Origin of the sequence: Sphingorhabdus sp. 109, assembly GCF_902506555.1 — a bacterium.
Lineage (GTDB): Bacteria > Pseudomonadota > Alphaproteobacteria > Sphingomonadales > Sphingomonadaceae > Parasphingorhabdus.
On sequence record NZ_LR732707.1, the window covers coordinates 1,556,575 to 1,577,223 of the forward strand.

Annotated in this window: 22 protein-coding genes; 8 read left to right on the forward strand and 14 right to left on the reverse strand. The window is 59.4% G+C overall.

Annotation, left to right across the window (positions count from 1 at the left end):
* Positions 1-27 precede the first annotated feature (27 nt).
* Complete coding sequence (locus BOSE62_RS07385) at positions 28-285, forward strand: ATP synthase F1 subunit epsilon (protein WP_159643796.1); 258 nt, start codon at positions 28-30, stop codon at positions 283-285.
* Positions 286-406: 121 nt separating this feature from the next.
* On the opposite strand, the gene BOSE62_RS07390 is transcribed toward BOSE62_RS07385, so the two are convergent.
* The gene (locus BOSE62_RS07390; protein WP_159643798.1) at positions 407-1,327 is read right to left on the reverse strand and encodes a DMT family transporter; all 921 of its coding nucleotides are present in this window, start codon (positions 1,325-1,327) and stop codon (positions 407-409) included.
* Positions 1,328-1,499: 172 nt separating this feature from the next.
* Between BOSE62_RS07390 and BOSE62_RS07395 the strand changes: the two genes are divergently transcribed.
* Positions 1,500-3,029, forward strand: coding sequence for a CpaF family protein (locus tag BOSE62_RS07395; RefSeq protein ID WP_159643800.1), 1,530 nt, complete (start codon positions 1,500-1,502; stop codon positions 3,027-3,029).
* An 11-nt stretch (positions 3,030-3,040) separates the two neighbouring features.
* On the opposite strand, the gene BOSE62_RS07400 is transcribed toward BOSE62_RS07395, so the two are convergent.
* The 8 genes from BOSE62_RS07400 to BOSE62_RS07435 all read right to left on the reverse strand — a co-directional run bounded on the left by BOSE62_RS07400 (position 3,041) and on the right by BOSE62_RS07435 (position 10,136).
* Entirely contained in the window at positions 3,041-3,235 is a 195-nt protein-coding gene (locus BOSE62_RS07400) for a hypothetical protein (protein ID WP_159643802.1), read from the reverse strand.
* Positions 3,236-3,241: 6 nt separating this feature from the next.
* Complete coding sequence (mmsB, locus tag BOSE62_RS07405; RefSeq protein WP_159643804.1) at positions 3,242-4,123, reverse strand: 3-hydroxyisobutyrate dehydrogenase; 882 nt, start codon at positions 4,121-4,123, stop codon at positions 3,242-3,244.
* Positions 4,120-4,389 carry a hypothetical protein gene (locus BOSE62_RS07410; RefSeq protein ID WP_159643806.1) on the reverse strand — a complete coding sequence of 90 codons (270 nt, stop codon included), beginning with the start codon at positions 4,387-4,389 and terminating at the stop codon, positions 4,120-4,122. The genes mmsB and BOSE62_RS07410 overlap by 4 nt, the downstream gene beginning before the upstream one ends.
* Positions 4,374-5,156 carry an enoyl-CoA hydratase-related protein gene (locus BOSE62_RS07415; RefSeq protein ID WP_159643808.1) on the reverse strand — a complete coding sequence of 261 codons (783 nt, stop codon included), beginning with the start codon at positions 5,154-5,156 and terminating at the stop codon, positions 4,374-4,376. Before BOSE62_RS07415 ends, BOSE62_RS07410 begins: the two co-directional genes overlap by 16 nt.
* Positions 5,153-6,196 (reverse strand): enoyl-CoA hydratase/isomerase family protein, encoded by a 1,044-nt coding sequence (locus BOSE62_RS07420; protein ID WP_159643810.1) that lies wholly within the window; start codon positions 6,194-6,196, stop codon positions 5,153-5,155. Before BOSE62_RS07420 ends, BOSE62_RS07415 begins: the two co-directional genes overlap by 4 nt.
* A 7-nt stretch (positions 6,197-6,203) precedes the next feature.
* The gene (locus tag BOSE62_RS07425) at positions 6,204-7,346 is read right to left on the reverse strand and encodes an acyl-CoA dehydrogenase family protein (RefSeq protein WP_159643812.1); all 1,143 of its coding nucleotides are present in this window, start codon (positions 7,344-7,346) and stop codon (positions 6,204-6,206) included.
* A gap of 183 nt (positions 7,347-7,529) precedes the next feature.
* Complete coding sequence (locus BOSE62_RS07430; RefSeq protein ID WP_159643814.1) at positions 7,530-8,510, reverse strand: polysaccharide deacetylase family protein; 981 nt, start codon at positions 8,508-8,510, stop codon at positions 7,530-7,532.
* 123 nt (positions 8,511-8,633) lie between these two features.
* Positions 8,634-10,136 carry a CoA-acylating methylmalonate-semialdehyde dehydrogenase gene (locus BOSE62_RS07435; protein ID WP_159643816.1) on the reverse strand — a complete coding sequence of 501 codons (1,503 nt, stop codon included), beginning with the start codon at positions 10,134-10,136 and terminating at the stop codon, positions 8,634-8,636.
* A 90-nt stretch (positions 10,137-10,226) separates the two neighbouring features.
* On the opposite strand from BOSE62_RS07435, the gene BOSE62_RS07440 reads away from it, so the two are divergent.
* From BOSE62_RS07440 to BOSE62_RS07450, 3 genes are all read left to right on the forward strand, one after another.
* Positions 10,227-11,150, forward strand: a complete 924-nt coding sequence (locus tag BOSE62_RS07440; protein WP_159643818.1) for a DMT family transporter — start codon at positions 10,227-10,229, stop codon at positions 11,148-11,150.
* Positions 11,151-11,175: 25 nt separating this feature from the next.
* Complete coding sequence (locus BOSE62_RS07445; RefSeq protein WP_159643820.1) at positions 11,176-12,915, forward strand: amidohydrolase; 1,740 nt, start codon at positions 11,176-11,178, stop codon at positions 12,913-12,915.
* 363 nt (positions 12,916-13,278) lie between these two features.
* Complete coding sequence (locus BOSE62_RS07450; RefSeq protein WP_159643822.1) at positions 13,279-13,641, forward strand: adenylate/guanylate cyclase domain-containing protein; 363 nt, start codon at positions 13,279-13,281, stop codon at positions 13,639-13,641.
* 35 nt (positions 13,642-13,676) lie between these two features.
* Here the strand turns inward: BOSE62_RS07450 and BOSE62_RS07455 are convergent, their stop codons facing one another.
* From BOSE62_RS07455 to BOSE62_RS07465, 3 genes are read right to left on the reverse strand one after another with little or no spacing between them, the layout of a single operon-like run.
* On the reverse strand, positions 13,677-13,952 hold the full coding sequence (locus BOSE62_RS07455) for a metal-sensitive transcriptional regulator (RefSeq protein ID WP_159643824.1): 276 nt from the start codon (positions 13,950-13,952) through the stop codon (positions 13,677-13,679).
* Positions 13,953-13,965: 13 nt separating this feature from the next.
* Positions 13,966-14,721 carry a MauE/DoxX family redox-associated membrane protein gene (locus BOSE62_RS07460; protein ID WP_159643826.1) on the reverse strand — a complete coding sequence of 252 codons (756 nt, stop codon included), beginning with the start codon at positions 14,719-14,721 and terminating at the stop codon, positions 13,966-13,968.
* The gene (locus BOSE62_RS07465) at positions 14,718-15,230 is read right to left on the reverse strand and encodes a DUF305 domain-containing protein (protein WP_159643828.1); all 513 of its coding nucleotides are present in this window, start codon (positions 15,228-15,230) and stop codon (positions 14,718-14,720) included. Before BOSE62_RS07465 ends, BOSE62_RS07460 begins: the two co-directional genes overlap by 4 nt.
* A 172-nt stretch (positions 15,231-15,402) precedes the next feature.
* Here BOSE62_RS07465 and BOSE62_RS07470 point away from each other — a divergent pair, with 172 nt between their 5' ends.
* From BOSE62_RS07470 to BOSE62_RS07480, 3 genes are all read left to right on the forward strand, one after another.
* Complete coding sequence (locus BOSE62_RS07470; RefSeq protein WP_159643830.1) at positions 15,403-17,220, forward strand: copper resistance system multicopper oxidase; 1,818 nt, start codon at positions 15,403-15,405, stop codon at positions 17,218-17,220.
* A complete protein-coding gene (locus tag BOSE62_RS07475; protein WP_159643832.1) occupies positions 17,220-18,125 on the forward strand; it encodes a copper resistance protein B in 906 nt (301 codons plus the stop codon). Before BOSE62_RS07470 ends, BOSE62_RS07475 begins: the two co-directional genes overlap by 1 nt.
* Before the next feature lie 107 nt (positions 18,126-18,232).
* Positions 18,233-19,591: an MBL fold metallo-hydrolase gene (locus BOSE62_RS07480; RefSeq protein ID WP_159643834.1), complete on the forward strand. Its 1,359-nt coding sequence runs from the start codon at positions 18,233-18,235 to the stop codon at positions 19,589-19,591.
* A 3-nt stretch (positions 19,592-19,594) separates the two neighbouring features.
* Here BOSE62_RS07480 and BOSE62_RS07485 read toward each other — a convergent pair whose 3' ends face one another.
* Positions 19,595-20,020, reverse strand: a complete 426-nt coding sequence (locus tag BOSE62_RS07485; RefSeq protein ID WP_159643836.1) for a BLUF domain-containing protein — start codon at positions 20,018-20,020, stop codon at positions 19,595-19,597.
* A gap of 180 nt (positions 20,021-20,200) precedes the next feature.
* Positions 20,201-20,626, reverse strand: coding sequence for a PaaI family thioesterase (locus BOSE62_RS07490; RefSeq protein WP_159643838.1), 426 nt, complete (start codon positions 20,624-20,626; stop codon positions 20,201-20,203).
* Positions 20,627-20,649 lie beyond the last annotated feature (23 nt).

Below are 20,649 nucleotides of genomic sequence, written 5' to 3' on the forward strand. Positions count from 1 at the left end.
GGGAGAGGGTCTAGGAATTGAAAAGTTATGGCAAACCTGCATTTCGAACTCGTAACCCCAGAGAAGCTCGTCCGGTCGGAAGATGTCTATATGGTGGTGGTACCCGGTACCGAGGGTGATATGGGCGTGCTCGCCGATCATGCTCCTGTGATGTCGACGATCCGGGATGCCGATCTGCTCGTCTATACCAGCGAAGGCGCGACGCCCGAGACGATTTCCGTGCAGGGCGGCTTTGCCCAGGTTGACGAAAAGGGCCTGACGGTTCTGGCCGAAGCGATCAGCTGATCAGATTGCGTATCCCCTGCTATCAAATGGCATAGCGGAAAATTATCGACTATCTCAGATCAAACGGGAGGCCCGATGTCGCTGCGCCATCGGTCTCGACCGGCCTATTGCCGGCGCGCGCTCAGGCTTCGACGACCGTCGTCGCCTTTCGTGCACCCCGCCAGAGCAACAAGCCGCTGAATATGATCAGCAGACCGCCCATCATCGCCGTTCGGTCAATCGGGTCGCCGAAGATGAACACGCTGATTGCCGTCGCAACCAGCAGCTGGATATAGACAATCGGGGCAATCGCCGCAGCGGTTGTCCGCATTGTCGCCATGAACAGCAGAAAATGGCAACCCGTTCCGGTCAAAGCCACCAGCAGGCAGCGCAGGACAACATCCCAGTCCGGTGCGTCGGCTATCGCCATGACCGGCACCAGCCAGTGGCCGACCAGCGCCGCAAGGGTCAGAAAAATCGCGGCCCAGAAAGCGATATAGAATTGCGCCGCGAAGATCGACCGCTGGGTCGATACCATGCGGTTGAGAATCAGCATCGTCGACATCGCGAAGGCGGCTATCAGCGGCAATATAGCCACCCAGCCAAAGGCAGCAACATTGGGACGCAGCATGATCAGCACCCCGGCGAAGGCAATGATGGTCGCAACCCACGTCCGGGGCGGCATTTTTTCTTTCAGGAACCAGCCGGAAAACAAGGCGGTGAGGATCGGATTGACGAAAGTTATCGCCACCGCATCAGCGAGCGGCATGATATATATGGCGGAGAAAAAGCAGATCGTCACGACAGACAGCGCAAATCCGCGGGCGACATGAAGCCAGGGCCGACTGACCTGGAAACCGCAACGGCCTTCCCGCAAAAACAGGATGATCGCCAGTGCCAGCGCACCGAAAGCAAAACGGAGCGCCGCTACAGCCGGTGCGGGCCAATCGCCGGCCATCGACTTGATCAAGGCATCACCGACTGGAAAACCGGCAAAGGCCATCAGCGCCAGCGTGATGCCTCCGGCCGCTGCCGTCCGCGCACGGGAATGATCAGCGGCCAAAAATAAGTTCCTTGTGCATAGTTATGGCTTAACCGCCGCCCAGAGCGGGACAAGTTCAAAAATTGCATCAGCAAAGATCCTGCTGCAATCGATCGGATTTACCAGTTTATTAACCAATTTCGAGGAAAGAGGGCATTGATCGTGTGACATTAGACATATCGGACAGGATAGCATGAGCGCATTTGGCAAGAAAAATGGACTGGGTGGCGGCAAACCGTCCTTTGGCGTTGCAAAGCCAATGACCGGTGGCGGCAAGAAAGCCGCTGATTCTGAAAATCGCGACCACAATCTGGGTGGCAGCCAGTTTCCACCGCTCGAATCCGTACCGCTTCCCAGCGAAGAAGTGCCATCCGCACCGGCTTCCTCGCAAAGCGAGGCGATGGCCCGGCTTTCCGAACGCTCGCAACCGCTGGCGGAAGAAGGCGACAAGGACGAAGGCTTCGGAGCATCGGTCCACAAGATCAAGGAACAGGTGCTACCGCGCCTGCTCGAGCGCGTCGACCCGGAAGCTGCAGCGACCCTGAACAAGGAAGAGCTGACCGAAGAATTCCGCCCGATCATCATGGAAGTGCTGACAGAGCTGAAGCTGACGCTGAACCGGCGCGAACAATTTGCGCTGGAAAAGGTTCTGGTCGACGAGCTGCTCGGCTTTGGCCCGCTGGAAGAGCTGCTGAGCAATCCGGATATTTCCGATATCATGGTCAATGGTCCGGAACAGACCTATATCGAAATCAAGGGCAAGCTCGAAATTGCACCGATCCAGTTTCGTGACGAGGAACATCTGTTCCAGATCGCGCAGCGGATCGTCAACCAGGTCGGCCGCCGCGTCGACCAGACCACACCGCTTGCCGACGCCCGTCTGAAAGACGGTTCGCGTGTGAACGTGATCGTACCGCCGCTCAGCCTCAAGGGCACCGCGATCTCGATTCGTAAATTCTCCGAAAAACCGATCACCCTCGACATGATGAAGGGCTTCGGCTCCATGTCCGACGACATGTGTACCGCGCTCAAAATCGCCGGCGCCTGCCGCTTCAACGTCGTTATCTCGGGCGGTACCGGTTCGGGTAAGACGACCATGCTCAATGCGATGTCCAAGATGATCGATCCCGGCGAACGCGTGCTGACGATCGAGGATGCCGCCGAGCTTCGTCTCCAGCAACCACACTGGCTCCCGCTCGAAACCCGTCCGCCAAACCTCGAGGGCGAAGGCGCTATCACGATTGGCGATCTGGTGAAGAACGCCCTGCGTATGCGTCCCGACCGGATCATTCTTGGTGAGATTCGTGGTGCGGAATGTTTCGATCTGCTCGCCGCCATGAACACCGGCCATGACGGCTCCATGTGTACGCTTCACGCCAACAGCCCGCGTGAATGTCTCGGCCGTATGGAGAATATGATCCTGATGGGCGACATCAAGATTCCGAAAGAGGCGATTTCCCGCCAGATTGCCGAATCAGTCGATCTGATCGTGCAGGTGAAGCGTCTCCGCGACGGTTCGCGCCGGACGACCAATATCACCGAAGTCATCGGCATGGAGGGCGATGTTATCGTCACTCAGGAACTGTTCAAATATCAGTATATTGACGAGGATGCCGACGGCAAGATCATCGGCGAATACCAGTCATCGGGCCTTCGCCCCTATACGCTCGACAAGGCCCGGCAATATGGCTTTGACCAGCCGTTCCTGGAAGCCTGCCTCTAGGCAGAGACAGGTCAGGTCGACAATATCCCCAGGCCGAAGGCAAGGGAAATACCGAAGGTCAGCAATGCCAGCGCGGTGATTGTCGGCCACGGCATGAATCCTACATCTTCAAGGTCACGACGGTTGTTGCGGCGCCGGTTGCCTATTTCCGATAGCGCGGCAATGACGCCAGCCAGACCGCCAATCACCATCCATAGCGGCGGCATGGGGGCCTAGCCCTTGTCCAGCATGTTGATGATGCCGGAGAAATCCGAACCGCCCTGCCCCTGTTCCTCGGCATATTTCTCGTAGAGTTTCGCGGCTTCTGCGCCCATTGGCACATCCGCGCCGGCGCTTTGTGCCGCTTCCATCGCCAGACGCAAATCTTTGAGCATCAGCGCAGCCGCGAAGCCACCTTCATAGCCATTGTCGGCCGGGCTCTGCGGTCCAACGCCAGGTACCGGGCAATAGCTGGTCATCGACCAGTTTTGACCTGAAGCCTTGGAAGAAATATCATAGAAATTCTGCAGATCGAGACCCAGTTTTTCCGCCATCTTGAATGTTTCGCAGGTTGCGATCATCGATGCGCCGAGCAGCATATTGTTGCAGATTTTCGCTGCCTGCCCCGCACCATTGCCGCCAGCGTGGATGACCGCCTTGCCCATATCGGACAGGATCGGCTCGGCGCGTCTGAAACCTTCGTCGCTGCCGCCAACCATGAAAGTGAGCGTACCCCCATTGGCCGCTGCGATACCGCCGGACACCGGCGCATCCACAGGCACAAGGCCTTTGGCTTCCGCCATCGTGGCAACATCACGCGCGCTGTCGACGTCGATTGTGGAGCAATCGATTACCAATGTGCCGGGATTGGCGTTGATGATGATTTCATATTCATAGACCTTGCGGACATGGGTGCCAGCCGGAAGCATGGTCACAACGGCTTCCATATTCTGGACTGCTAGTGCGGCGTCGCTCACCGGATGGCAGCCAGCCTCGCCGGCCCTTGCAAGCGCTTCGCCGGACAGATCAAAGGCATGGACCTCATGCCCCGCTTTTGCGAGATTGGCAGCCATGCCGCCACCCATATTGCCAAGGCCGATAAATCCGATTTTCATAAAACACCTGCTTCTTCCAAAAGTCCGTAAATACTGACGCTCACCAAAAGCGTCGCGAAAATAAAAGCCAACACCATTTGAAAATAGTGAAGCCAATGGTCCAGTTTCGTCCGGGGCTGCGGCTCCTCGCCAGTCGTTTTCAGTAACGCCGCTTCAAGGATGCTAATTGAGCCTTCATCGCGATAGCGCCATAACCGCAACGCTAACCAGCCGAAAAAGAGGCCCAACGCAAATAATCCAAAGCCAAAGACTACCGCCCCTTCCACTGGCCTTCGCGCTTTTCGATAAAGGCAGCCATGCCCTCTTTCTTGTCTTCGGTGGCGGTCAGGATCTGGAAGAGGCGGCGCTCGTGGACCAGGCCCTGTTCGAGATTATTTTCGAATGCCGCATTGACCATTTCCTTGTTCACCTGAATCGCCATTGGCGGCATCGATGCAATGATCGCAGCGGATTTGAGCGCCTCGTCGAGCAATTCGTCATGCGGCACAACGCGCGCCACCAGACCGGAGCGCTCGGCTTCCTCGGCGTCCATCATCCGGCCGGTCAGGCACATGTCCATCGATTTGGCTTTGCCGACCGCGCGGGTCAGACGCTGGGAGCCACCCATTCCGGGGGCTACGCCGAGCTTGATTTCCGGCTGGCCGAATTTCGCCTTGTCGCTGGCAATCAGGATATCCGCCATCATCGCCAGTTCACAGCCACCGCCGAGAGCGAAGCCATTCACCGCGGCGATCCACGGCTTGCGGGTGGCCTTGACGATATGGCTGGTCCATTTGGCGAAGAAATCCTCGAGATAGAAATCGGCCGCAGACTTGTCGTACATTTCCTTGATGTCGGCACCGGCGGCAAAAGCCTTGTCGCCCGAACCGGTCAGGACGGCGCAATTTTGCGTTTCGTCGGCTTGAAACGCGGCAAAAGCGTCGATCAGTTCGTCCAGCACCTGGCTGTTCAGCGCATTCAGCGACTTGGGACGATTGAGCGTGATCAGGGTGACGGCACTCTTTTTCTCGGTAAGAATTGTTTCGTAAGTCATAGGGGCTTCCATTCTTCATTGGCAGGCAGGGGCGCGAAAATCGCATCAATCCACTCGTCGGTCACTTCCTCTGGCGTCGCCGGATTCCATTTCGGATCATTGTCCTTGTCGACAATCAGGGCTCGCACGCCTTCAAGGAAATCATGCATCACCAGCACATGATAGCCGATGCGATATTCGTTGCGCATTTCGTCGGCAAAGCTGTCCATCGCCGCGCCTTCCTTGAGTTGGCGCAGGGCCACCTTGCAGGTCTGCGGGCTTTTGGTGCCGAGCGTATCGCGCTCCTTGGCGGCCCATTCGCTGTCATCGGCTTCGAGCGCCGCCAAAATGTCCTCAAACCGGTCGGAGGCGAAAAACTTGTCGATCTTGTCGAGATTTTTGGCGATGCGGGCTTCGGGAATATTGCCCGACAGCTGCCCCAATATGCCCTCGATCCGGTCCGGCTTTTCGGAGATCCGCTGCTTGGCCTCTTCCAGCACGTCCGATTCCAGATAATGGGTCGCGAGACCGATTTCCTTGCACTCGGCACCGTCAAGCCGCGCGCCGGTGAGCGCGAGGAACTGGCCCAGCCGTCCGACGAGCCGCGACAGATACCAGCCGCCACCAACATCGGGGAACAGTCCGATACCCGTTTCCGGCATGGCAAAGCGCGTATATTCGGTCGCGACGCGATATTTGGCGGGTTGCGAGATGCCGACGCCGCCTCCCATGGTGATGCCGTTCATGAAAGCGACGATCGGCTTGGGATATTCGAATATCAGATGATTGAGCTGATATTCCTTGTAGAAAAACTCCCGCCCTTCCTTGCCGTCCTTCATGCCGGATGCGCGCAGCATGGCAATGTCACCGCCGGCACAGAAGCCCCGGCCCTCGCTATGGTCGATAATCACCGCTTCGACTTCGTCATCGTCGCGCCATGCCTGCAGCGCGTCGATCATCCCGAGACACATGTCGAGATTGAGCGAGTGGATCACTTTCGGCCGGTTCAGGCTGATATGGCCAACCCGCCCGGTTTTCTTGATAATCAGATCTTCTGTCATATTATTCCTATTGCCGCAGCAGTTCACGCGAAACGATCATCCGCATAACCTGGTTGGTACCTTCCAAAATACTGTGGACCCGCAGATCGCGCCAGAAGCGTTCGATCGGATAGTCCTGCAAATAGCCATAGCCGCCAAAGAGCTGCAGCGCATCATTAACAATCTTGCTGCCATTGTCCGTCGCCAGCCGTTTGGCCATGGCCGCAAATTTCGTCTTGTCCGGCGCGCCTTCAGTCACCTTCGCCGCAGCGAGATAAAGCAGCGCCCGCGACGCTTCCAGATCGGTTGCCATATCGGCGAGGGTGAACTGGGTGTTCTGGAAATCGCTGATCGCCTTGCCGAATTGCTTGCGCTCCTTGGTATAGGCGACAGCTTCATCAAGACAGCGCTGGGCGCCACCGAGCGAACAGGCGCCAATGTTCAGCCGTCCGCCATCCAGGCCCGCCATCGCGATGCGAAAGCCCTCGCCCTCATCACCGACGCGGTTTTCGACGGGAACCCGGACATTGTCAAAATTGACCTGGGCGGTGGGTTGCGAGTGCCAGCCAAGCTTCTTCTCCTGCGCGCCAAAGCTGACGCCCTCCATGTCCTTTTCGATGACGAGGCAAGTCACGCCTTTTGCGCCGTCATCGGAGGTGCGCGTCATTGTGACATAGATCTCGTTCTCGCCGCCGCCGGAGATAAACTGTTTCGAGCCGTTGACGATATAATCATCGCCATCGCGCACCGCCTTGGTCTTCAGCGAGGCCGCGTCGGATCCCGCCCCTGCTTCGGTCAGGCAGTAGCTGGCGATTTTTTCCATCGGCACCAGATCGGGCAGATATTTGTCCTTCACCGGCTGAGCACCGAATGTATCGATCATCCAGGCTGCCATATTGTGGATCGAGATGAAAGCGCTGGTCGAGGGGCAGCCATAGGCCATGGCTTCCATGATGATCGCCGATTCCAGCCGCCCGAGACCAATGCCGCCGGATTCCTCGGAGACATAGATCCCGCCAAAGCCCAGTTCGGCCGCCTGCTTGATCGTGTCGCGCGGGAAGACATGCTTTTCGTCCCACTCAGCTGCGTGCGGCGTTATCGCGTCGGCGGTGAATTTCTGCGCCATTTCCTGAATGGCAAGCTGGTCTTCGGTCAGGGAAAATTGGGTCATATCTGTTTCTTGTTTCTTGCCATGGCGGCGGCTGTTGATTCTGTATCCCGCTATAGCAGCAATATGTTGCCGGACGCGACATTTGCAAGGTCGATACGTCGTGACACAAATGATGCCCTTGTCGACATGACGGCAGACCCGACAAAATCATGCAGGAAACGGGTTGTTTTCATGCACGGGGGTCTAGTCGCGCAAGACCCGCTCGGCAAATAGCTTTTTTGCTACTTTTTGTTCATTGCGCTCATACCAGCGGTTGCCGATATTGCGCTCGGCGGCGAGCATCTGGGTGCGGGTGCCGTCGGCAAAATCGACATCCGGCTCCATATAGGCGATCGGATCGCGATAGGCCTCGTCGGCGGTGACAATCGTCCAGCCGCCTTTTTTCAGCGCTGCAGCAAGATCATCAACGAACATAGCGGCAATATCGGTTTCGTGCAGCAATATCATCTGCACGGGGGCCCGATCCAGTGTCCGCCGCGCGAGATCATCCGAGAATTCAGCCGATTGCATATAGGATTCGACAAACAGGTCGCGCATTGCGTTCCAGTCCATCAGCTTGCCGGCTTCGGCCGCCGCAATCGCCATATCCTCAAGATACCAGTCCGACGCGTCGACCGTCACATAGCCGTTCATCAACCCGCGCTTTTTCAGGCCGGTGCGTACGGCATCGCGCTTGGCCCTGTTCGTTCTGCCCTCGTCGAGAAACGGGAAGCGGAACCAGGGGCGGTAATTGGGCTTGCCTTTCAGCCAGACTTCCGCCGCATCAATATCAGCGAGAAATGTCTCGACCGAAACCGACGACAGTTTGCTGTGATTGGCCGTGTGGTTCGCGAGAACATGGCCGGCCGCCGCATAGGCCGCGATATCGGCGGCGTCATCGTCATGGGGGGTAATCCGGCCGGTGTTGATGAAGAAGGCGGCTTGGTCGATGCCCGCCGTTTTCAGAGCCTCGATCAAAAGCTTCGGGCGCTCGTCCGGCTCCAGAAACGCTCCGGCTCCCCGCGGGGCATCATCGAAGCTGAAGGCTATACGTTTGTCCGAGATGGCAACCGGAGCGGCCAGCGCCGTGGCCTGCTCCGCGCCATGATTAGGACGCCAGAAACCGAACAGAACGATCGCCAGCAATAGCGACGGCAGGAACAGTCTGGGCGCCAGCGCTAGCAATTTGGCACCGGGATCAAGTGGACAGTCATGCAGAGCATTTCCGCCCGAATTGCTGGAATTTCCAGCATTTCGGACGACTTGTCCTGATTTGGAACTCTGCGGCTTGCAAGCCTTACCGAGCGTTTACCCCATGGTCGGGATGACAAAGGCATCCTTGTTGCCGCCGTCGGCGGTGCCATCGGGCCAGCGCTGGGTGATGGTCTTGACCTTGGTCCAGAATTTCACGCCTTCCATGCCGTGCTGGTTGGTATCGCCGAAGGCGCTACGTTTCCAGCCGCCAAAGCTGTGATAGGCGACCGGTACCGGAATCGGCACGTTGATGCCGACCATGCCAACATTGACGCGGCTGGCAAATTCGCGGGCCGCGTGGCCGTTGCGGGTGAAGATCGCGACGCCATTGCCATATTGATGCTGGCTCGGCAGCGCGAGCGCTTCCTCGAAATTCTTGGCGCGGACGATCTGCAGGACGGGGCCGAAGATCTCTTCCTTGTAGCTTTCCATCTCCGGTTTGACATGATCGAACAGGGATGGCCCGATGAAGCAGCCGTCTTCATGGCCCTGCAGCGAGAAGCCGCGGCCGTCGACGACCAGTTCCGCACCTTCGTCGACCCCGGTCTGGATCCAGTTCTCGACCCGCTGCTTGTGCGCCGGATTGACGACCGGACCATAATGGGCTTCATCATCGGTCGAAATGCCGACCCGAAGCGTTTCCATCGCCGGGATCATTTTCTCGCGCAGACGATCGGCAGTGTCTTCGCCCACCGGTACGACCACCGGCAGCGCCATGCAGCGCTCGCCGGCCGATCCGAAAGCCGCGCCCGACAGATCGTTGACGACCTGATCGAGGTCCGCATCCGGCAGCACGATACCGTGATTCTTTGCGCCACCCATGGCCTGGACCCGCTTGCCGGCCGCGACACCGCGCTGATAGACATAATGGGCGATGTCGGAGGAACCGACGAAGCTGATGCCGCCAATCGCCGGGTGATCGAGAATAGCATCGACCATTTCCTTGTCGCCATGGAGGCATTGCAAAATGCCTTCCGGCAGACCGGCCTCAAGCATCAATTCGGTCAACCGCACCGGCACCGAAGGATCACGCTCCGAAGGCTTCAGGATGAAGGCGTTGCCGGTCGCGATCGCCGGGCCGAACATCCACATCGGAATCATCGCCGGGAAATTGAACGGAGTAATGCCGGCGCCAATGCCGATTGGCTGGCGCATCGAGTAGACGTCAATGCCGGGGCCTGCACCCTGGGTATATTCGCCTTTCAGGACATGCGGGATGCCGCAGCAGAATTCGATCACTTCGAGACCGCGCTGGATATCGCCCTTGGAATCCGCGATCACCTTGCCATGTTCGATCGAGAGCATATGGGCGAGCTCGTCCATATTGGCCTCGACCAGTTCCTTGAACTTGAACATCACCCGCGCGCGCCGCTGCGGGTTGGTGGCCGCCCAGGCCGGTTGCGCTGCGAGTGCCGCCTCTACCGCCTTGTCGAGCACCGCCGCATCGCCGAGGTCGACCTTGCCCTGGATACCGCCATTATTGGGATCGAAAATATCGCTCTGGCGGGCCGCTGCTGCGGTTCCTCCGGAAGCCAAGACATGGGTAACAGTGCGCATTGAAAGACTCCTGATTGCTTTTGCGGGCTATATGCTATTTACCGGGCCAATGCACAACCGCTCTTTCCCTATCTTTTGTGGCAATATTGCATGAGCAATGACAACGCCGCCGGACAAAACCGGCCGATGGCAGGTATCCTCACGCGTCTGGCCGCGATGCTCTCGCTTGCGGTCATGTTCGCCTTCGTCAAACTGGCCGGAGAACAGGGCGTGCATGTCACCGAAAGCCTGTTCTACCGCCAGCTGATCGCCATGCCGCTGATCTGCTTCCTGATCATGCGCAGCCGGGAGGGCTGGCCCTCGATCGTCTCGAACAAGCACAAACTCCATATCCTGCGTTCGGCACTCGGCATTTTTGCCATGGGCCTCAACTTCTGGGCGATGACCCTGCTGCCGCTGGCCGATGCGACTACGATCAGCTTCACCGTGCCCATTTTTGCAACCCTTTTCGCTGCGCTGTTCCTGCGGGAGAAGGTCGGCATCAGGCGCTGGTCGGCGATCCTCATCGGTTTTGTCGGCGTTCTGGTCGTGATCCAGCCGGGAGGATCGATGATCCCTGCCTTCGGCGCCGCCGTGGCCCTTGGCGGCGCGCTGGTCACGGCAGCGGTCACCATGGTCATCCGCATGCTCGGCCGTACCGAGACCAGCGTCGTCACGATCTTCTGGTTCTCGGTCTACACCCTGCCTGCGCTGACCGTCTGCGCCTTCATCTATGGCGGCGGCCATGATGCGAAAACCTGGGGCTATTTGCTCGGCATCGGCATTTTCGGTGCGCTCGGACAGCTGTCCATCACCCAGTCGCTGCGCTATGCGCCGGTGTCGACGATCGTGCCGATGGACTATAGCGCCCTCATCTGGGCGAGCTTCTTAGGCATCGTTATCTTCGACCAATATCCCGGCCTGTCGATCTGGCTGGGGGCTCCGATCATCATCGGCTCGGGCCTGTTCATCGCCTGGCGCGAACATGTCAAGGCAAGCAAGCTGACAGTTGCCAAGGCGGAACCGAGCGCATAATCACTCCCGCAAGAGGGAGAGAGACATGCTGAAATTCATATCGTCCATCAGGGCGGCGCTGGCGCTGCTGTTGGCCAGTGGCGCGCAGGCCGAAGAGGCACCCGTTGCCCTCCCCTATCCCGAAGTCACCATCTTCGAAGCCGCGAAAATCATCACCATGGAGCCTGGCTATCCCGAGGCCCGCTATGTCGCGACCGCCGACGGCATCATCCTCGGTCTCGGCCAGTCACTGGAAGATCTGGAAGCATGGACGAGGGACCGCGAGGTCACCGTCGACCGGCAGTTTGCCCGGCAGGTCCTGATGCCCGGCTTCATCGAGCCGCACGTCCATCCAATGCAGACGATCATGATGCTGCCGATGCCGTTCATCAGCCCCGAGGAGTGGAAGCTCCCCGGCAAGACCTATCCGGCGGCCCGCGGCAAGGCGCAATATGAAGAGCGGCTGCGCGCGGAATTGGCCAACAGCGACGACGCCCTGTTCATCACCTGGGGCCATCACAAGCTGTTCCACGGCGACATGGACCGCGCCGAACTCGACCGCATCGCGCCCGACCGGCCGGTGGTGATCTGGCAGCGCAGCTTCCACGAGATCATCGCCAACAGCAAGGCGCTCACCCTGCTCGGCATCGGCGACGAAGTGGCGTTCACCGCCGCGTTCAGCAAGCCTGCCATCGCCCCCGGCCATGCCGACTTCGCCAGCGGCGTCATCCACGAAACCGCCCTGTTCAACGGTATCGAAATGCTCCGCCCCTATCTCTTCTCGCCGGCCAAGGTGCAGCAGGGCCTGACCGACATGCGCCAGATGATGCTGGAGAATGGCGTCACCACCAGCGCCGATCTGGCCTTTGGCGGCTTTGGCGGACCGGAGATGGAGTCGGCTCTGTTCAAAAGCCTCTACGACCAGCCTACCACGCCGTCGCGCATCCTCGCGATCCCTGTTGCGCCTTTGGTCACCGGCGATCCCAATGTCTGGCTCGAGGACATGAAAGCCAGATATGACAGCAGCAAATTCTTCTTCTCCAACCGGGTGAAGCTGTTCGCCGACGGTGCCTTTTTCGCCCAATATATGCAGATGAACCCGCCCGGCTACAGCGACGGCCACAAGGGCAAATGGCTGACCGAACCGGAGGAATTGCTCCAGCAGACCGAGCGTTTCTGGGACGCCGGCTGGAACCTGCACACCCATGTCAACGGCGATCGCGGCCTCGATGTGGTGCTCGACATCAGCGAAAAGCTCGCCCTCCGCAACGGCCAGAATATCGTCATGGAGCATCTCGGCTACTCGACCGAGGCGCAGAACCGGCGGATCGGCGAGATGGGCCTCTATGTTTCCGCCCAGCCCAATTATATCCGCATCCTCGGCGATGCCTATGCGAAGACCGGCATGGGCCCCGACCGGGCCGCGCAGATGAGCCGGCTCGGCTCGCTCGAGCGCAAGGATGTGCCGCTCGGCCTGCACAGCGACTTCAACATGGCGCCGATCGACCCGCTCTATCTCGCCTGGGTGGCGAGCAACCGGATCACCCTCGACGGCAATGTCAAGGCGCCGAAGGAGCGGCTCTCGCTCGACAAGGCCCTGCGCGCGATCACCGTCGAGGCGGCGCAGGTGATCGGTCTGGATGCGATGGTCGGCAGTATCGCCACCGGCAAGAAGGCCGATTTCACCGTGCTCGACCGCGATCCCTATGTCGGCGGTGCGGCGAAGCTGCGCGAGGTCGGGATCAAGGGCGTGATATTCGAGGGGCGCTGGTTCCCGGCGGAATAGGATTTGTACTCCTGCGCAGGCAGGAGCCCATCTCCTGATACTGCGTCTGGCTGCGATGGTCAGTGTTCAGGCCTGCCTGCGCCGGTAGAACCGGGCCAATGTGTCCGGCCCATCGTTCTCGAGATGGGCCCCTGCCTGCGCAGGGGCACCAGCCCCAAAGTTCGTCAAAGTTCGGGCCTAGGACGGTTTTTCGCGACCGGCATCGCGAGCCATTTTTCTCACACAAAGCCACAAAGGCTTATCATGCCTTCCTAACACCCTTTGTGGCTTTGTGTCTTCGGGCGAGCCCATCAAAGAAGTCCCATTCGTTCTGAGCTTGTCGATGGACCGTATCACTACGAACTGGCCTCAACCGCGCTCACAATGAAAACTTTACACAAACACACCCATTTGTGTTCCGCGACCTTTGCACCGAAGCTGCAATTTTCGCGGCAAAGCAGAGCCAGAGCGAGCGGGGTCGATATCCGGCTGCCGGTCGGCATCCATAGCGGCCCTGTGGTCGGCGGTGGCGTCGGCACCAGCCGGCTGGCCTATGATTATTGGGGCGACACAATGAATATCGCCAGCCGGATCGAGGGCGCCGCGGAACCAGACGGCATTGCCGTGTCCGCCGCCACTTATCAGCAATGTACCGGCGCGCATGTCTGTGATCCGCCCGAGACCATCGCGCTGAAAGGCGTCGGGGATAGCGTAATCTACCGGACCAAGCCCGCTCTAGCGCATTGATCCGGCAAACCTGCGTGGCGCGTCGTGTCTCGCTGCTAACGCTTCATCTTCTCGAACAGGTCGACCAGCTCGTCAAATTTCTCGCGCTGTTCTTCGGGGTCGCCGGTGGCGATCGCCTCGCTGACGCAGCAGGCGGCGTGGTCCTTGAGGATCTGGCTCTCGACCTTGGCGAGCGCCGATTTTACCGCCTGCATCTGGTGCAATATGTCCATGCAATAGCGGTCTTCCTCGACCATTTTCGCGATACCGCGAACCTGCCCCTCGATGCGCTTCAGCCGGTTCAGTTTCGCGGTGATATTGTCCTTGGTCATGCTTCCGTCCTTATCACGCAGCGAACAGCTTGTAACTCATCCATAGCGCCATGCCGATCATGAAAATATTTTCGGTCAGCGAGATGAAGCCGAGCGGCACATTGCTGTCGCCGCCGACGCAGGCGCATTTCAGCTCGCGCTTCTGGATATAGACGGCGTAGAAGGCCGACATCGCGCCAATTGTACCGATGAACAAGGCGACCGGGATCGCCAGCCATAGCGCGACGCCGGCAATCATCAGCACACCGGCCAGCCCCTCGCCGAACGGGTAGAGATAGGAATAGCGGACCCAGCGCTTGGCGAGCAGGTCATAGTTCAGGAACATGGTCGAGAAACTCTCGATATCGCGTAGCTTCAGATAGGCGAGACCGCACATCGAAAACGCGACGAACCATTCCGCGGTCAATATCGAGAACCAGGCACCGGTGGCGACAAAGGCGGCGCCGAGCGCCATCAGGACGGTCATCGTGAACAGGGCGATGACCGGCTGGTAGCTGGTGTCGCTGCGCTCGTCCTTCGGCTTGTCCTTGCCGAGATACACCCGCAATTCGTCATAGCCGCCAACCCGCTCGCCATTGATGAAGGTCTGCGGTGTTGTCTCAACATCATGTTCGGCCTTGAACGCATCGGTCTCCGCACGGGTGGTCAGAGGATAGTCCTCGACCGCGAAGCCTTCGCGCTCCAGCAGATATTTCGATTTCAGCCCATAGGGACAGAGATGCTGGTCCATCACCATGCGGTAGAGTTTTGCGGTTCCGGCCTTGCTCATAGTTCACCCTCAAAATCCGGCACCGGCCGCGCGGCGGCCTCGGTTTCGGTCATGGCCTTGCCGTTGGTCCGGATATCCTCGATCAACCACTGCATCTCCCTGATCTCGCGCCGCTGGGCCCTGATGATAGTATCGGCCAGATCGCGCACGCGCCTGTCCTCGATATGGGCGCGCTCGCTGGTCAATATGGCGATGCTGTGATGCGGGATCATGGCTTTCTGCCAGGCCAGGTCGGAGATCGTGTCCTGCGAACGGACCAGATAGAGCGAGCCGGCGAACAGCAGGGCAGCCCCGCCGAGGATCAGTGCGTTCTTCCGTCTGTCGTCATACATGCCGAGCATGAACAGCAGCATGACGATGGCCATGGCCCCGCCCATATAGAGCGCCATCCAGGTCCGCGTTTCACTGAACTGGACATGGTCGAGCGCGTAGGTGTTGAGATACATCAGGCCGAACATCACCAGCGTCGAGGTGGCGATCATCACGATAAATCTTGCATATTTTGACATCGTCGGCGCGTTCCTTTCCTTCCTGCATAAGCGGTTGTTACAATGACGCACGAGCCGAAGGGGCGTTCCGGGCAACCTGTCACCTTGCTCGTCGCGCGGGCCGACCCTGCCCGGCATCAAGCCGCGGCATCGACGCTTGTAATATACCTATGGGGGGTATATAGTTTCGAGCATGACAAAAAGCAATCTTCTCCTTTCCCGCCGCCGGATGATCGGCTCTCTGGCCGCCTTGAGTAGTGCCGTAGCCCTGCCCATGCCCGCCTGGTCCATGGGCCAGATGGGCGGCCCGGTGCGCAAGGGTATTCATGAGCTTTCCGGTGCGAAGATCGATCTGCATATTGCCGATGGCCGCTTTGCCACCGGCAGCCGGTCCGGCCATGCGATTGCAGTCAACGGCACGGTGCCGGGGCCGCTGATCCGGCTGAAGGAGGGCGAGCAGACGATCCTGTCGGTGCACAATATGCTCGATGTCGACAGTTCGGTGCACTGGCATGGCCTGCTGCTGCCATTCCAGTTTGACGGCGTGCCGGGGATCAGCTTTCCGGGGATCAGGCCCGGTGCGCGCTTTGATGTGCCGCTGACCCCGCGCCAGTCGGGCACCTACTGGTGGCACAGCCATAGCGGGCTGCAGGAACAGGTCGGTCATTATGGCCCGATCATCATCGATCCCGCCGGCCCCGATCCGATGCAATATGACCGCGAGCATATCATCCTGCTGAGCGAATTCACGCCGATGCACCCGCATGCCATCATGAAGAAGCTGAAGGTCGGCGAGGGCTATTTCAGCATGCAGAAGACCAGCGCCACAGACGACTATCCGCTGAGCGCGGAAGAGCGGCGGATGTGGGGGCGGATGCGGATGATGCCGACCGATATCGCCGATGTTTCTGCGCCGACTTATAGCTATCTGATCAACGGTCACGGGCCGGACGACGGGCTGGAGCTTGCCTATAGTCCCGGCGAACGGGTGCGGCTGCGGATCATCAATGGCAGCGCGATGACCTTCTTCAACATGCGTCTGCCGGGGCTGCCGATGACCATCGTGCAGGCGGATGGCCAGAATGTACAGCCGGTCGAAGTCGACGAGCTGCAGATTGGTGTGGCCGAGACTTATGATGTGATTGTCACGCCGAGCGCAGCCGGTGCTTTTGCGATTGCCGCCGAGAGCATGGACCGGAGCGGCATGGCGCAGGCGGTGCTGACCTCCCAGCCAGGATGCAAGGCCGCCTTCCCTGCCCTGCGCGATCCGCCTTTGCTGTCGATGGTCGATATGGGTCATGGAGGAATGGCTCATGATGGTGGCAGCGACGATGCACCAATGGATCACAGCAAGATGGATCATGCGGCCATGGGTCATGCAATGCCGGATGCCGCGCCTGCCGACGCGCATAGTGGCCATGACATGGCAGCCATGGATATGAGCGGCGGCATGGATATGCGGGACACGGCGCTGCTGCCCGATACGGTCAAGACCGGCCCCGGCATCGACATGGTAGCAATGAACCCGCAGGACCGCACCGGCTATCCCGGCCTCGGCCTCGACGCTGTGCCGCACCGCGTGCTCAACTATCGCCTGCTAAAGTCGCTCGCGATGGATCATCACAAGCGCGCGCCGGACCGCGAGATGGAATTGCATCTCACCGGCAATATGGAACGCTATATGTGGAGCTTCGACGGCAGGAAGTTCAGCGCGGTCGGCGATGATCCGATCCGCTTCGGCTTTGACGAGCGGGTTCGGGTGAAGCTGGTCAACGACACGATGATGGCGCATCCGATCCACCTGCACGGGATGTTTTTCGAACTGGTCAACGGCCAGGGCCATCACCAGCCGAAAAAGCATACGGTGATTGTCCAGCCGGGCAGCAGCGCGACGTTCGACGTAACCACCGACGAACCGGGCGACTGGGCCTTCCACTGCCATCTGCTCTACCATATGCACGCCGGGATGATGCAGACGGTCAGTGTCGCCTTTCCGGAAGGAGCCTCGTGATGCGGTTGTTTGCAGCAAGCCTGGCGGCCCTCATAGCGGCCACGCCGGCGCTGGCGCAGGATCACAGCCAGATGGATCATGGGGGCCACCAGATGCCCGCTGCCCCGGAAACCGGACCCGAAGTGGATCATTCAATGATAGACCATGGCGCGATGGGGCATGGCAAGCCGGCCTCCCCGCCTAACAGCCTGACCGGCCCGCCCAATGCGGCGGATGCTATCTGGGGCGCCGATGCGATGCATCCGTCCCGCGAGGCGCTCTACGAAGAGCATGGCGACATGCAGATATTCTGGTTCCAGGGCGACCGGCTGGAATATCGCGCACGCGCAGGTGACGACGGGTATCTCTGGGATATCCAGGGCTATTATGGCGGCGACCTCGACAAATTCTGGTTCAAGAGCGAAGGCGAAGGCAGTTTTGGCGAACCGCTGGAAAGCGCCGAAGTGCAGGCTTTATACAGCCGCGCCATCGCGCCCTTTTTCGATCTGCAGGCCGGTGTCCGGCAGGACCTGACAGGGCCCGACCGCAGCCACGCGGTGATCGGCGTCCAGGGCCTGATGCCCTATATGTTCGAGGTCGATGCCGCCGCCTTCCTCTCCGACAAGGGCGACCTTACCGCGCGGATCGAGGCGGAATATGACCAGCGGATCAGCCAGCGCCTGATCCTGCAACCGCGCGCAGAAATAAATCTCTCGGCTCAGGAGATTCCCCTACTGGGAATCGGTTCCGGTATCGACAATATCGAGCTTGGTCTCCGGCTCCGTTACGAGATTGTGCCGGAATTCGCGCCCTATGTCGGGGTCGAGCAGGAATGGAAACTGGGTGGCAGTCGAGACTTTGCCCGACTGGCCGGTGAGGATCCGGAGGTCACCAGCTATGTGGTCGGGCTGCGGTTCTGGTTCTGATCGAAGAGCGGAACCGGCAATCCCGTAGCGAAGCCATGGCTATCGACCGTAATCGAGCGGAACCCGAGCCGGGTTCGTGCGTAATCTGGTCAACATGAGGAGGAAATATGCTGCTCAGGAAAATCAAGACACCAGGTCTCTCCCATCTTTCCTATCTGGTCGGCTCCGGCGGCAAGGCCGCCGTGATCGATCCGCGACGGGACTGCGATATCTATCTCGAGACCGCGCGGGCCGAAGGCCTTGAAATCACCCATATCTTCGAGACCCATCGCAACGAGGATCTGGTCTCCGGCGCGCCGATACTGGCGAGTATGACCGGGGCCAGGGTCTTCCACGGCCCCAATGCGGCGGGTAACGTTGTTTATGCGAAGACCGCCCGTGAAGGCGATCGGTTCGAGATCGGGCAACTGGTGATCGAGGTTATCGAAACACCGGGCCATACCGACGATCATCTCGCCTTTGCGCTTTATGACAGCGAATATCGCGACGGCGCGGTCGGGGTGTTCACCGGAGACGCGCTGTTCGTGGGGGATGTCGGCCGCACCGATTTCTATCCGGACCGCAAACGGGAAGTTGCCGGGCTGCTGTTCGATTCCCTGGAAAAAATTCTGGCGCTCGGTGATCAAGCGATCATCTATCCGGCCCATGGCGCCGGATCGGTCTGCGGATCGGGCATGGCGGAACGGGAATTTTCCACGGTCGGCCATGAACGCAAGAACAATCCCCGGCTACAAATCGCAGACCGCGACGCGTTTATCGAGGTCAAGATCAGCGAAAACCACTATCAGCCACCCTATTTCCGGCTGATGGAACGGCTCAATCTGGAAGGCGGAGAGCCGGCACCACGAGTGCTGAAGCCCAGAAACCTGAGCCTGTCCGAACTCGACGACTGCTCCGCGACCCACTGGATCGATGTGCGCGATCCGATGGCTTATGCCTCGGGTCATTTCCCCGGGTCGATGAACCTGCCGGTCGGCATGATACCGGCTTTCGCCGGCTGGTTCGTCGGCGAGAAGGACAGCATATTGCTGATCGGTTCCGACGAGGGCCAGCTGGCCAGCGCGACAGAACATCTCGTGCGGATCGCGCTCGATAATATCCTTGGCGGCTATAGCGGCGTCGTTCCTGCGGCGGCGGCAGGCCAGAGCATGGAGCAAATCCCGATGATCGCGACGGAGGAAGTCAGGAAGCGGCTGGACGAGAGACGCGCCGACTGGACCCTGCTCGACGTGCGCGATGCGGATGAACGGAGTGAAGCGTCAATTGACGGCTCGCAGCATATCTATGCCGGTGAACTCAATGAAAGATGGCAGGAACTGGACAAGGCTCGCGCTTATACGTTGATGTGCGCCAGCGGCATGCGCGCAACCGTGGCCGCGGGCTGGCTGGCCAGTCGGGGATTTCAAAAGCTCGATATCTATCTTGGCTCGATGGGCGCTTGGAAAGCGGCTCAGGCAAAGAGCTAGGATCTAATTCGCCGCCGGCTTACCGAAGGAGTGGAAACTCTCGAAATGCTTTCGGGTTTGCGGGAGCACCGCTTCGCCCGCAAGTATTGCATCGAGATCCGCTTTGCTGTTCTGCCCTGTCTGGTCGACCATGACACCGACCATCTGCCAATCCGGAAATTCACGCCGCCGGATCTCGCGGCGATCATATATGACCATCCCGTCGTGGCGGCGGTCTGCTTCAATCATCCCGATACACTGGTGGACATTGCGTCGGGGACCTTCCAGCACCTGCATGAAATTCAAGCCGTTGAAGGCCAACAGGCCAGTAAGCCCGAGCCTGTCATTCCGATCATTGGCCTCGCTCAGGATATCCCGAAAGTCCTCCTCGGTGAGCCCCGCACGCGCGGTACTGATGTAAGAAAGCGATGTCATCAATTCATTCGGCATGGCGTCACTCGCATCCCCGTCTCACTAACCTCTATCCTGAAAATTCACGCTATCGGCATTTCACGCCGGTGGCTAGGCGCAAAATGGGAGCAAGCAGCGGACTCCAGAACCTGTGAAAGGTTGCGGCCTGTCCACCAGCAACCGGATTGCCGGGCAGCCGCTGTCCAGGCGGTCGACGGGCTATGCGGCAGGTGCCCGCGACAATTTGCTCACCGTGCTGGCGGTCGCCGTCAGGATATTATCCGCATTATAGACATGGCCTTCCATGAAGACAATTTTATAGCCCTCCTTGATCGACCAGCCTTCCACCCGCAGCTTGCCCGCCCGGGTCGGTTCCAGATATGTGGTTTTTATTTCCAGCGAAGAAAGGCCAACAACCTCGGGCTCGTGCAAAAACATCGCGTGGCTCATGGCAGCATCCAGCATGGCAGTGACGAAGCCGCCCTGGACGATGTCGACCGAATGGCAATAGTCTTTTCCGATATCGAATTCGAACGTACAGGCGCGCTTCTCTGTGTCGAAATCCACCATTTTTCCGCCCAGCAGACGGATAAAACCGGGAGCTCCCCGATTGATCTTTTCAATGATTTTTTCTTTGTCTGTCATAATGTACTTCACGCCGGTCATTG